The 12,119-nt window shown below is 72.9% G+C and carries 13 protein-coding genes; 9 read left to right on the forward strand and 4 right to left on the reverse strand.

Annotation, left to right across the window (positions count from 1 at the left end):
• Nucleotides 1-4 precede the first annotated feature (4 nt).
• Together OG332_RS02440 and OG332_RS02445 are read left to right on the forward strand one after the other, a co-directional pair.
• The gene (locus OG332_RS02440; RefSeq protein ID WP_327411856.1) at nt 5-382 is read left to right on the forward strand and encodes a VOC family protein; all 378 of its coding nucleotides are present in this window, start codon (nt 5-7) and stop codon (nt 380-382) included.
• A 45-nt stretch (nt 383-427) separates the two neighbouring features.
• The gene (locus OG332_RS02445) at nt 428-925 is read left to right on the forward strand and encodes an HIT family protein (RefSeq protein WP_327411857.1); all 498 of its coding nucleotides are present in this window, start codon (nt 428-430) and stop codon (nt 923-925) included.
• Between the two features lie 12 nt (nt 926-937).
• On the opposite strand, the gene OG332_RS02450 is transcribed toward OG332_RS02445, so the two are convergent.
• Nucleotides 938-1,285, reverse strand: coding sequence for a hypothetical protein (locus tag OG332_RS02450; protein WP_327411858.1), 348 nt, complete (start codon nt 1,283-1,285; stop codon nt 938-940).
• Nucleotides 1,286-1,511: 226 nt separating this feature from the next.
• On the opposite strand from OG332_RS02450, the gene OG332_RS02455 reads away from it, so the two are divergent.
• From OG332_RS02455 to OG332_RS02475, 5 genes are all read left to right on the forward strand, one after another.
• Complete coding sequence (locus OG332_RS02455; RefSeq protein ID WP_327411859.1) at nt 1,512-2,396, forward strand: sigma-70 family RNA polymerase sigma factor; 885 nt, start codon at nt 1,512-1,514, stop codon at nt 2,394-2,396.
• Between the two features lie 239 nt (nt 2,397-2,635).
• A complete protein-coding gene (locus OG332_RS02460; RefSeq protein WP_327419082.1) occupies nt 2,636-3,862 on the forward strand; it encodes an IS110 family transposase in 1,227 nt (408 codons plus the stop codon).
• A 141-nt stretch (nt 3,863-4,003) separates the two neighbouring features.
• On the forward strand, nt 4,004-4,726 hold the full coding sequence (locus OG332_RS02465; protein ID WP_327411860.1) for a hypothetical protein: 723 nt from the start codon (nt 4,004-4,006) through the stop codon (nt 4,724-4,726).
• A gap of 231 nt (nt 4,727-4,957) precedes the next feature.
• Nucleotides 4,958-5,278, forward strand: a complete 321-nt coding sequence (locus OG332_RS02470; protein WP_327411861.1) for a hypothetical protein — start codon at nt 4,958-4,960, stop codon at nt 5,276-5,278.
• A gap of 169 nt (nt 5,279-5,447) precedes the next feature.
• Nucleotides 5,448-6,545 carry an alpha/beta hydrolase gene (locus OG332_RS02475; protein WP_327411862.1) on the forward strand — a complete coding sequence of 366 codons (1,098 nt, stop codon included), beginning with the start codon at nt 5,448-5,450 and terminating at the stop codon, nt 6,543-6,545.
• 69 nt (nt 6,546-6,614) lie between these two features.
• Here the strand turns inward: OG332_RS02475 and OG332_RS02480 are convergent, their stop codons facing one another.
• A complete protein-coding gene (locus OG332_RS02480; RefSeq protein WP_327411863.1) occupies nt 6,615-7,325 on the reverse strand; it encodes a FadR/GntR family transcriptional regulator in 711 nt (236 codons plus the stop codon).
• A 132-nt stretch (nt 7,326-7,457) separates the two neighbouring features.
• Between OG332_RS02480 and OG332_RS02485 the strand changes: the two genes are divergently transcribed.
• Nucleotides 7,458-8,009, forward strand: coding sequence for a gluconokinase (locus OG332_RS02485; RefSeq protein ID WP_327411864.1), 552 nt, complete (start codon nt 7,458-7,460; stop codon nt 8,007-8,009).
• Nucleotides 8,010-8,033: 24 nt separating this feature from the next.
• A complete protein-coding gene (locus OG332_RS02490; protein ID WP_327411865.1) occupies nt 8,034-9,431 on the forward strand; it encodes a GntT/GntP/DsdX family permease in 1,398 nt (465 codons plus the stop codon).
• Here OG332_RS02490 and OG332_RS02495 read toward each other — a convergent pair.
• Together OG332_RS02495 and OG332_RS02500 are read right to left on the reverse strand one after the other, a co-directional pair.
• Nucleotides 9,417-10,373, reverse strand: a complete 957-nt coding sequence (locus OG332_RS02495) for a hypothetical protein (protein ID WP_327411866.1) — start codon at nt 10,371-10,373, stop codon at nt 9,417-9,419. The genes OG332_RS02490 and OG332_RS02495 overlap by 15 nt on opposite strands.
• 116 nt (nt 10,374-10,489) lie before the next feature.
• Complete coding sequence (locus OG332_RS02500) at nt 10,490-12,067, reverse strand: cytochrome P450 (RefSeq protein WP_327411867.1); 1,578 nt, start codon at nt 12,065-12,067, stop codon at nt 10,490-10,492.
• Nucleotides 12,068-12,119 lie beyond the last annotated feature (52 nt).

Below are 12,119 nucleotides of genomic sequence, written 5' to 3' on the forward strand. Positions count from 1 at the left end.
TGTGATGGACATCAAACTCGAACTGGTCGCCGTCCCCGTCACCGATGTCGACCGGTCCAAGGCCTTCTACGAGAAGCTCGGCTTCAACGCCGACCACGACGTCACGGTCAGCGAGGACATCCGCTTCGTGCAGCTGACCCCGCCGGGCTCGGCCTGCTCGATCGCGATCGGCAAGGGGTTGACCCGGATGACCCCGGGATCGCTGGACAACATGCAGGTCGTCGTCACCGACATCGAGGAGGCGTACGAGGACCTGCGCGGCCGGGGCGTCGAGGTGACGGAGATCCAGGACCTGCCGTGGGGCTCCTTCGTCTACTTCTCGGACCCCGACGGCAACGGCTGGGCGGTCCAGCAGACCACCCCGCGCAAGACGGCGGGCTAGGCCGTGTCCGCAGGAGCCGCGCCGGGGCCGGTGGAACGCGGGGCCATGGATCTCGGGTGGTACGTCGAGCGGACGCGCAGCGGGCCGTGTTTCGTCTGCGCGTTCCTTGCCGGGGACCCGGAGTACGCGCACGAGACGGTCTTCGAGGACGAGCACCACGTGGCCTTCCTCGACCGGTGGCCCACGCTCCCCGGGAAGGTCCTGGTGGCACCGAAGGCACACGTCGAGCACGCCGTCCGTGATCTGGACGCGGCGGCGTACACACGGATCATGCTCGTCGTGCGGGAGGTCGCCCTCGCGGTCGAGGAGGTCTACGAGTCCGAGCGGACCTACCTCTACTCCTTGGGCAGCCAGCAGGGGAACACCCACCTCCACTGGCATGTCGCGGCGCTGCCGCCCGGAGTGCCGTACGAGCAGCAGCAGTTCCACGCCCTGATGACCGAGCACGGTGTGCTCTCGCCGTCGCCGCAGGAGGCGGCGGCCTCGGCGGCGCGCCTGCGCTCGGCCATCGCCGCACGCGGAGTCCGCACGCCGCCGGGGTGAGGGCGCGGGGGCTCAGGCCTCCGCGGCGGCGTGGTGGTGGTCGAGCTCCCACGCGTGGTGCTTGAACTCGTGGCGGAAGTCGGCGTGGTCCTCCCACTGGCGGGCGATGCCGCGCAGCACGTCCCAGTTGTGCTCGACCGACTGGTCGATGACGCGGCGCATGGCCGGCTCGGCCGTTGCCCGCTGCTCGATGAGTCCCTTGATGGCGGACGCCTCCAGGACGGAGTTGCGCAGCGCGCGCAGTGCACGGGAGGTGTCGTCCATGCCGAAGCCGTACTCGCTGCCCGTCTCGGCGTCGAACAGCGGGGTGAGCCGTGCCTCGATGAACGCGGTGATCCGCTCGAAGTGCTGCGCTTCCATCGGGGGCTCCCTCTCCTGCCGGGCCACCACGTGCCACCACGTGTCCCCGGCGTCTTTGGTGCTTCTGCTGTTCGGCGCCATTATCCAGCAGTGGCGGCCGTCGCCGCCGCCCGCCCCGGCCGGTCCCGTCGGGGCGGTGCCCGGCCCCGGGCCCAACTCCCCCCTCGCACCGGCGATTTCTTCGTGATCTATTTTGAGGATCCGCTGCGAGGAAGGAAGGTGACCCGTGGACGACAGTTCCGGCTTGACCGAGCGGTTCGAAGAGCACCGATCTCATCTGAGAGCGGTGTCCTACCGGATGCTCGGCTCGCTCGCCGAGGCCGAAGACGCCGTGCAGGAGGCGTGGATACGCCTCAACCGCTCCGACATCAGCGACGTCGAGAACCTGGGCGGCTGGCTGACCACGGTCGTGTCGCGCGTGTGCCTGAACATGCTGCGCTCGCGCGACTCCCGGCGCGAGGACTCCATCGAGGCCTATCCCGCCGACCCCGCCGTCAGCCGTGAGGACACGGTCGACCCCGAGGAGGAGGCCGTACTGGCCGACTCCGTCGGGCTGGCCCTGCTGGTGGTGCTCGACACGCTCGCGCCGGCCGAGCGGCTGGCGTTCGTACTGCACGACCTGTTCGCCGTGCCCTTCGACGAGATCGCCCCGCTGCTCGAGAAGACCCCGGCCGCGACCCGCCAGCTCGCGAGCCGCGCCCGCCGCCGGGTCAAGGGCGCCCCGCTGGTGCCCGAAGCCGATCTGAGCCGCCAGCGCAGCGTCGTGGACGCCTTCCTGGCCGCCACCCGCGGCGGGAGCTTCGACGCACTGGTCTCGCTGCTCCACCCCGATGTGGTGCTCCGCGCCGACCAGGCCGTCGGGCCCACCCCCGCGCCCCTGCTCTTCAGCGGCGCCGTCACCGTCGCCAAGGGCGCGATGGCCGCCGTGCAGCGGGCGCAGTCCACGCAGCCCGCCCTGGTCAACGGCGTGGTCGGCCTGGCGATGGCACCGTTGGGACGACTGTTCCTGGTGCTCAACTTCACCATCGAGGAGGGCCTGATCACCGAGATCGACGTCGTCGCGGAGCCGGAGCGCCTCGCCGAGTTGGAACTCGCCGTGCTCGACGCCTAATGGGAGCTACGGAACCGGGGAATGCTCGGTTCCGTAGCCGCCAGCTGGTGAGCACTTTCGACGCCGGAGCCTTCGAGCTCTGAGGTCAGACCGTGCCCTTGCTGGTCGGCCGGGAGGCCAGACCGCTGATGGGGTGGCGTGCCCGCCCCACGGGGCGTGAGCACTGGATCCATTAGGCCGCGTGCCGTGCCTTCCGCAGGCTGCACCGCTGGGTGAAGTACGTGACCGGGGAGGGTCTGTTGCTGCTGATCGGTGATGACTGGGCCGAGGACCACCATGATGTCGAGGTCCAGGACGAGACCGGCCGGAAACTGGCCGCCGCGAACCTGCCCGAAGGAGTGGCGGGCATCGCGAAACTGCACGAACTCGTCGCCCGCCACGGCGGTGAGGACCTGGACCCGGCCGGCGTCGTGGTCGCAATCGAGACCGACCGCGGCTCTTGGGTGCAGGCCCTGATCGCCTCCGGCTACCAGGTGTTCGCGGTCAACCCCCGGCAGGTCAACCGCTTCAAGGAACGGTATGGCTCCTCCGGAGCCAAGAGCGACAAGGGCGACGCGCACGCGCTCGCCGACATGGTCCGCATCGACCGGGCCCAGCTGCGGCCGGTGGCCGGCGACAGCGAGGCGGCCCAGGCCGTCAAGGTCGTCGCCCGCGCCCACCAGACCCTCATCTGGGAACGCACCCGCACCTTCCAGCGGCTGCGCACCACACTGCGCGAGTACTTCCCCGCCGCCCTGAACGCCTACTCGGACCTGACCCTGACCAGCACCGACGCGCTGGAACTGCTGATCAAGGCACCCACCCCGGCCATGGCGGCGAAGCTGACCCGCACCCAGATCACCGCCGTCCTGACCCGCCACCGCCGCCACAACCGGGACGCGAAAGCGGCCACCGTCCAGAGCGCGCTGCGTGAGCGGCAGCTCGGCCTGCCCGAGCCGGTCACCGCCGCCTACGCGGCCGCCGCCACCGCTCACGCCCGTCTGATCATCGCGTTGAACGAGCAGATCGCCGTGATGGAAGAGCAGGTGAGGGCACATTTTCTGGCGCACCCGGACGCTGAGATCTACCTCTCGATGCCCGGCATCGGTGAGATCGTCGGCGCCCGGGTGCTCGCCGAGTTCGGAGACGACCCCACCCGATACACGTCCGCGAAGGCCCGCAAGAACTACGCCGGCACGAGCCCCATCACCAGGGCCTCCGGCAAGAGCCACACCGTCCAGGCCCGCTACGTCCGCAACAACCGGCTCGCCGACGCGCTTCAGACCCAGGCGTTCTCCGCCCTGCGGTCCTCACCCGGCGCCCGCGGCTACTACGACAAGCAACGCGCCCGTGAGGCCGGCTACAACCCCGCCCTCCGCCAGCTCGGGAACCGGCTCGTCGGCATCCTCCACGGCTGCCTCAAAACCCGCACCCGCTACGACGAAGCGACCGCTTGGTCCCACCACACCCACCCCCATGCCGCTTGACACCAAACGACATGGGGTGTCTGACCCGGTCCCCACCCCGACATCGATCCCGACCCCGCCCTCGGCCCGGAAGCGGCCGTAGCGATTCCGTGCCGCGGCCGCCTCTTCTGGGCCGCGGCACGGCGCTCCCGTACTGGCGCCGTGACCGGCTACGTCAAGCATCTGCCGACCGCCGGGATACCGGAGGGCGGGGGCACGGCGTGGGGCGTCGGGGACGCCCAGCGCTGGCTCCGCGCCCGCGTCCCGGCCGCGTTCGCACCCGTCGCCGGAGGCTGGCTCCCCGGCGGCCTGGTCCTCCTCTCGATCGTCCTGGCAGCCCTCGGCGACGCGGAACCCGAACGCGGCGAAGGCTGGCGCGGCTACACCCTGGGCGTCCTCCTGATCGCGCTGCCGGTCTGGTTCCGGCACTTACCCGTGGCCACCCTGCTGGCCACACCCGTCATCGCGGCGGACGCCGCCGTCGCGCTTCCCGCCAGTACCGACGCGGCGGGCGGGATCGGCCGCGGCCTGGTCCTCGCCCTCGCCGCGTGGGCGTTCACCGGGGCGCTGGTCCGCCTCCTCGCCCGCCGCCGCCAGCGCGAACTCTCCCTGGCCTCCGCCGGATCCGCCCGTTTCCCGCTGCCCGACCCGCTTCCGGCCGCACACCGGCGCCGCGGACGGACGGCGATCGGCCTCGGCTCCGCGTGCTGCCTCGCGGCCGCCGCGGCCCTCACCGGCGGCGTCCTCCTGGACGTGCGGGCCTCGGACGGCGCGCACCCGTACGACCCGTGGGGCCTGCAGATGCTCGCCTTGGTGCTCCTGGTCCCCGGTACCACCGTGCTCGGCCGGGGCCTGGCCCGCCGCCGGGCCGCACGCGCCGCCTGACCACCCGGCCGCAGCCCGCGCTCCTGGTCGGCGTACGGATCTCCGCGTCCGGACACCACTGGATCCACCCGGACGCCGACACCCCGGCCGGGCCGCCGCTGATCGCCCAACGGCCACAGGCCCGGGACATCCTTCCTCACCGGACGGCGGATCCTCCTCTCCGGCTCCGAACGGACCCTGCGCACGGACCACCACGACATCGACGCCCATGCGGAACCCTTCGAGGCCGTCGTGTACGGAGCCGTGCACGAGGGGGCCGAGGTCGTCCTGGCCGACGCCGTCTACGAGGGCGGCGCCCGCCTCGTCCCGTACGTCACCGCCGCCTCTCTGCTCCCGCGCCGTCGGCACGGGCTGCGCGGCTGGAAGCCGGCCCGCCGCTCGTTCCGCGAGGCCGTCCGGGAGGCGGCACGCCTGGCCGAGGAGAGGAGGCGCGAACGGGAGCGGGAACGCAAGGAATCGCGGGGGCCGGACTCCACCGCGGGCGGCTGCGGCGGTGGATGCGGTGGCGATGGAGGATGCGGAGGGGGTTGCGGCGGCTCCGGCTGCGGGTGACCGCGGGCGCGTGGTGGGCCGACGCGCCTTCGGCGACGGGATCTTGCAGGCCCCCGCCGCTCGGTGGAACGCTTTCGCCCCGGTACCTCTCTAGCCTGATGCGCACCGGTTGGCGGTGCTCTGGACCGGTGCGTCCAGACCGAGACGTCTCAGAGGGTTCCGCTGATCCATGGGTCTGACAAGTAGTGCACTCCTCCTGTGCGCCGTGCTGTGCACGGCACTGGCCTTCGCGGTCACCGTGTGGCTCTGGCCGCGGCTGGCACGGGGGAGCCGGACACGGGTGCTGGGGCGCATGGGGCTGATCGTCCTCGTGCAGGTGTTCCTGTTCGCATCGGTCGCGCTCGCGGCGAACCGCAGCCTGCTGATCTACGGTTCCTGGGCGGACCTGGCCGGACGCGCGCGCCAGGAGGCCGTGCGCGGCGGGGTGGCCGTGGAGGTGCTGGGGCGGCAGGCTCCCAACGTGCCCGGCGGTGGCAATCCCCTGGTGAGCGGCGTGATCGAGAAGGTGACCCTGCACGGCGAGCGTTCCAGGAGCGCCGCCCAGGCCTACGTGTACCTGCCGCCGGAGTACTTCCAGAAGGGCAACGAACAGCGGAGGTTCCCCGCGGCGGTGGTCCTGACGGGCTACCCGGGCACGGCGGAGAACCTGCTGAAGGGGCTGCGCTACCCGAAGACGGCCTGGACCCTGGCCAAGGAGGAGAAGGCGCAGCCGATGATCCTGGTGATGATGCGGCCCACCGTCTCGGCCGAGAACACCCAGTGCGTCGATGTCCGCGGCGGCGGCCCGCAGAGCGAGACCTTCTTCGGTACGGACGTCCCCCGGGCCATATCGAGCACGTACCGCGCCGGCACCTCGGCGCGGAGCTGGGGCATCATCGGCGATTCGACCGGCGGCTACTGCGCCCTGAAGATGACGGTGCAGCATCCGGAGACCTACGCGGCCGGCGTGGGCCTCTCGGCGGACTACAAGCCGGAGATCGACCAGTACTCCGGCGACCTCTTCCACGGCGACAAGGACGAGGAGAAACGATCCGACCTGCTGTGGCATCTCGCCAACCGGCCGCAGGGCGCGTCCTCGTTCCTCGTGACCACCTCGCTGCAGGGCGAGGCGAACTACAAGCCGACCCAGCAGTTCATCAAGGCGGTGAAGGATCCGGCCCGCGTCTCGTCGATCACGCTCGACCGCGGAGGACACAGCTTCAACACCTGGAACCGCGAGATCCCGCCGGCCCTCGAATGGATCGGCGGCCGGCTCAGCGCCGAGTGAGGATACCCGGCGGACGTCTCCGGCGGGCGTCTCCGGCGGGGCGGCCACACGGCCGCACCGCCGGGCCCCCTACGGGGCCAGTACGTCCAACTCCTCCAGCGCGCCCACCGCGATCTGCCGCGTCAGCACCTCCGCCCGGGCCGCATCTCCCTCCCGTACCGCCTCGGCCACTTGGACGTGCAGGGTGACGGCCGCCGGGTCGGGATCGTGGAACATCACCGCGTGTTCGGTGCGGCCGGTCAGGACCTCCGCGACGACGTCCCCGAGCCGGGCGAACATCTCGTTGCCGGAGGCGTTCAGCACGACGCGGTGGAACGCGATGTCGTGGCGCAGGTAGCCCTCGAGCTGGTGGCCGCGCGAGGTGCGGACCATCCCGAGGGCCGCCTCGGTGAGTTCGGCGCACTGTTCCGGCGTGGCCAGGGTCGCGGCGAGCCCGGCCGCGACCGGCTCGATCGCGGAGCGCAGCACGGTGAGGGACCGCAGTTGCCGGGGCCGGTCGGTGCCCGCCAGCCGCCAGCGGATCACCCGCGGGTCGTAGACGTTCCATTCGTCGGCGGGGCGGACCGTGACGCCGACCCGGCGGCGGGACTCGACCAGGTTCATCGACTCCAGGACGCGGACGACCTCCCGCACCACCGTGCGGGAGGCGTCGAAGCGTTCGGCGATCTCGTCCGTGCGCAGGACGCTGCCGGGCGGGTGCTCCCCCGCCGTGATCGCAAGTCCGAGGGTGTCCAGCACGTGGGAGTGGAGCCCCTGCCCAGGACTGCCTTCGGTGGTCATGGCGCAAGCGTACGGCGACGCCCCCGTCGGCAAAAGATGCGATGTTTTGCCACCTCGCCCTTGAATAAGTAGTACTTAATACGCTTCAGTGGTGCCGCACGAACCGATGTCGACGAGGACAGCGAGGTAGGCGTGAGCACCCAGCGCGTCATTGTGGTGATGGGCGTGGCCGGCACGGGCAAGACGACCGTGGGCCGGCTGCTCGCGACGTCGCTCGGCATTCCGTACGCGGAGGGCGACGCGTTCCACCCGGCGGCCAACGTCGCCAAGATGTCGGCCGGCACCCCCCTCGACGACGCGGACCGGTGGCCGTGGCTGGACGCCATCGGCCAGTGGATCCGCAACTGCGCCGGGCTGCGCGGCGGCGTGGTCGCCGCCTCCTCGCTCAAGCGCGTCTACCGCGACCGGCTGCGTGCCGCGGCCCCGGGGGCCGTCTTCGTCCACCTCACCGGTGAGCGCCCGCTGATCGAGAAGCGGATGGCCGACCGCAAGGGCCACTTCATGCCCACCACCCTGCTGGACTCTCAGTTCGCCACCCTGGAACCGCTCCAGGACGACGAACTCGGCGTCGCCGTCGACGTGTCCGGATCCCCCGAGGAGATCACCGAACGCGCCCTGGCCGCCCTGCGCCGGCTCGGCGCGGCCGAAGACGGCGCCGCCGAACACCGCAGCCCCGAGAACTGAAAAAGAAGAAGGAAGAACGTCACCGTGACCAGTCTCAGTGTGGAGACACTGGCAGCGGCCGCCACCGGTCCGATCACCTCGGCCGGGAACACCCAGCTGGGGATCGCCGTCCTCGCGGGCATCGCCGTCATCGTCCTGCTCATCACCCGCCTCAAGCTGCACGCCTTCCTCGCACTCACGGTCGGTTCGCTGGCCCTCGGCGTCTTCGCGGGCGCGCCGTTGGCCAAGACGATCGCCAGCTTCACCGCCGGACTCGGTGCCACCGTCGCAGGCGTCGGCGTGCTGATCGCCCTCGGCGCGATCCTCGGCAGGCTGCTGGCCGACTCGGGCGGCGCGGACGAGATCGTGGACACGATCCTCGCCCGGGCCAAGGGCCGGGCCATGCCCTGGGCGATGGTGCTGATCGCCTCGGTGATCGGGCTGCCGCTCTTCTTCGAAGTCGGCATCGTGCTGCTGATCCCGGTGGTGCTGCTGGTCGCCAAACGGGGGAACTACTCCCTGATGCGGATCGGCATCCCGGCGCTGGCCGGCCTGTCCGTGATGCACGGGCTGATACCGCCGCACCCCGGACCCCTCGTCGCCATCGACGTGTTGCACGCGAACCTGGGGGTCACGCTCGCGCTCGGTGTGGTCGTCGCGATCCCGACCGTGATCATCGCCGGACCGCCCTTCTCCCGGTACGCGGCGCAGTGGGTGGACATCCCGGCGCCGGAGCACGTGGTCGCGCAGCGCCCTTCGGCCGACGTGGAGCACCGCCCACGGTTCGGGGCAACGGTCTTCACCGTGCTGCTGCCGGTGGCCCTGATGCTGGTCAAGGCCCTGGTCGACATCGTGGTCAACGACCCCGCCAACCCTGTGCAGCGCGTGACCGACGTCGCGGGCTCGCCGCTGATCGCACTTCTCTCGGCGGTGCTGGTGGGCATGTTCACCCTCGGCCGGGCGGCCGGCTTCACCAAGGGGCAGCTGTCGGTCACGGTCGAGAAGTCCCTGGGCCCGATCGCGGGCATCCTGCTGATCGTGGGCGCCGGCGGCGGCTTCAAGCAGACCTTGATCGACGTGGGCGTGGGCCAGATGATCCTGGACCTGTCGAAGGGCTGGGCCATACCGACGCTGCTGCTCGCCTGGCTGATCGCCGTGGCCATCCGCCTGGCGACGGGCTCGGCGACCGTGGCCACCATCTCGGCGGCCGGTCTCGTGGCCCCGCTCGCGGCCGGCACGTCCACGACCGAGACCGCGCTGCTCGTCCTCGCCATCGGGTCGGGCTCACTGTTCTTCAGCCACGTCAACGACGCCGGCTTCTGGATGGTCAAGGAGTACTTCGGGATGACCGTCGGCCAGACCCTGAAGACCTGGTCGGTGATGGAGACGATCATCTCGGTGGTCGGCCTGGGCTGCGTCCTGCTGCTGTCACTGGTCCTTTAGCCGTCCCTGCAGCTGGGCGGCGGCGAGGGCGAGGCCGTCCGCCGCCGTCTCGCAACGGGCCGCGAGGTTCGCGACCTCGGCGCGCAGGGCTTCGGCCTCCGGGCCGTGCCAGTCCGGCGCGGCGGCGGCCGCCCGGCTCAGCCGGGCCGCGTGCGTGCGCAGCGCCGTGGCGTGGCCGCGCAGGCCGCCGTCCGGCGGTCGCGGCGCCGGCCGGAGCGGCCGGCCCGTGACCCGGCGCCGGGCGGGGCCGCGGGCGGGCGCGATCCCCGTCGGGGGCCGTTCGGGCAGGCCCTGGCCGCGGTCGCAGAGGGCCCAGAAGGCGGCGCCCAGCCCGAGCAGCGGTTCGGCGGTCTCCGCCCGGCCGGTGGCGACCTGCCAGCCGGCATGGTCGTTGAAGGGGTTGGCGTCGGTCAGGGCCTTCCAGGCGAGGATGTCCGCGAAGGACGGGGCCAGCAGGGAGAAGGCGTGCTCGGCCCCCCGGTCGCGCATGATCGTGCGGAACAGGCGGACGGCCTCGGCCAGCAGGCCCGCCTCGACGGCCCGCAGGACCGCCGCCGCGCCGGGGTCGTCCAGGAGCTCGGGACGGCCCGCGCCGGCGGCACGGATCCGGGCCCTGAGTCCGCAGACGGCGATGCTGATCGCGAGGCTCTCCCGGCTCGTCAGGATTCCGGCGAGCCGGCCGGCCCGGGCCACGCCGCGGCCGCGCGGGGCCCAGCCGAGGCCCGCCGGGTCGGTCAGCGTACGGAGCAGGGTCCGCCAGCCGCGCCTGACGCTGCCGCCGCGGGCGAGGGCGGCTGCCGGCAGCCGGGCGCCGAGGGCCAGGCCGGAGGCATAGCGGGCGGCCTCGCCGACCGCGTCGGCGGCCTCGGCAAGTGCGCGGCACGGGGCGTCGAGCAGGTCGACGTCCGGGTCGGTGGACGCGGAGGTCGCGGCGTCGGGCATGGGATCCTCGTCGGGGTCGGCAAGTTCGGCAGGTTCGGGGAGCGGGCGGCGAGCAGGGCGCGCGCCGAGCAGGGCCGGGCAGCGGGGCGGCGGGGCCGCGACGGATGCGTGCGCCGTCAGCGGCGGGCGAGGGTGAGCCGGATGCCGTGCGGGTCGAGCGTCGCGGGCAGCGGTCCCACCGGGTCCAGGACCGGCCGGGCGGCCCCGATCCGATGGCCCCGCAGCACTTCGGCGCAGAGCGCGGCCGTGATCATCAGGCCGAGCTGGTCCCCCGGGCAGCGGCCGCCGCCATGACTGAAGGGCGCCATCCGGATGTCCTGGTCCGCACGCGGGTTCTTCCACCGGCCCGGCACGAACACGTGCGCGGCCGGTACCCGTTCGGGATCGCGCTGGTGGAACGCGGCCGGCAGCAGCACCGAGGTGCCGGCCGGGTAGCGCACGCCCCTCCATTCGGTCTCGGCGCGGGTGATGCGGATCAGGTCGGGCACCACCGGGTACAGGCGCAGGGACTCCCGTACGCAGGCCCGCAGCCTGGGCAGTTCGCCCCGGCCCGGGCCGTCCGCGGCTTCGGCGACCGCCTCCGCCGCGGCCGCGTCCTGCTCCGCGGGGTGCGCGCCGAGCAGCAGGAGGGTGCGCAGCAGTGTGTCGGGGACGGCGCCCATGGCCAGCAGCCAGTGCTCGGCCTCGCCCGCGGTGTCCAGGGTGCCGGTGGGGTCGGCGTGGCGGGCGGCCCGCCCGACGAGGGTGCCGCCGTCGGCGTGCCGGGCGTACTCCTGGATGCGGGCGCGGGCCTTGTCCCGCACCGAGCGGGTGGTGCGGGCGGAGCGCACCCGGCCGCCGCGCAGGCCCTTGCCCTCGGCGCGCAGCTGGGTGAGCCAGCCGGCGAGCTCCTCGTCCGCGGCGGCCGCGTCGCCGAGCACGATCCGCCGGGCGGCCCGGTTCACGGCGTGCCGGACGCGGGCGAGGTCGAGGGTGCCGGTGGCGGTCAGGTGCCTGGCCTCTTCTGCGACGGCCGCCAGGAAGGGTCCGCAGGAGGGGTGCACGGGCAGGTCGGCGGCCAGCACATCGGCGCTGATCTGCCGCCGTTCCGTACGCAGTTCGGCGCGGGAGCAGCCGGTGCCGGCGGGCTCCGCCGCGCCCAGGCCCCGGCACTTCTCGGGCGGGTCGGCCGCGAGGACGCTGACGGGTTCCTCGTAGAACCGCCGCAGGTCCTGCGGGTCGAGGAGGACGAGGACCGTCCGGCCGGAGCGGGTGCGTACGAGGGCGGGCGCGTCCCCGTGCCGGGCGCGCAGGGCGCGCAGCGCGGCGGCGGACGCGCGCACCGCGCCCGGGCTGCGGAGCGGGCGCGCGGGGGCGAGGGCGCCCAGAAGGCCGCGGAGGACACCGGGGATGGCGGGGGTGGCGGGGGTGGCGAGCCCTGAGGGGGCCCCGGCCGGATGCCGAAACGATTCTTTTACGTATGCCCGACGGTCGGCGGTTTCCGCGCCGAGCCCCTTCCCTGCCGGGCCCCGGTCCGCGAGCGGCGTTCCGCCCCGGGGCGGACGGCCGACGCGCTCGGTGCGGCGGCGGGCGGCGCCCGCTCCGGCCGCCCGCGCGGCGAACGGATCGGACCGCACCGGCAGCCCGGTCCGCTCCGCGAGGGCTCGAACCCGGGCCCTCAACCCGTCCAGGGCGACCCCTTGGACCGTACGCATCCGTGTACCTCCGCAGCCGGACCGACAACGGTCGGTGACATCGGCATCACCG

Source organism: Streptomyces sp. NBC_01233 (assembly GCF_035989305.1).
In the GTDB taxonomy this organism is placed as follows: Bacteria; Actinomycetota; Actinomycetes; order Streptomycetales; family Streptomycetaceae; genus Streptomyces.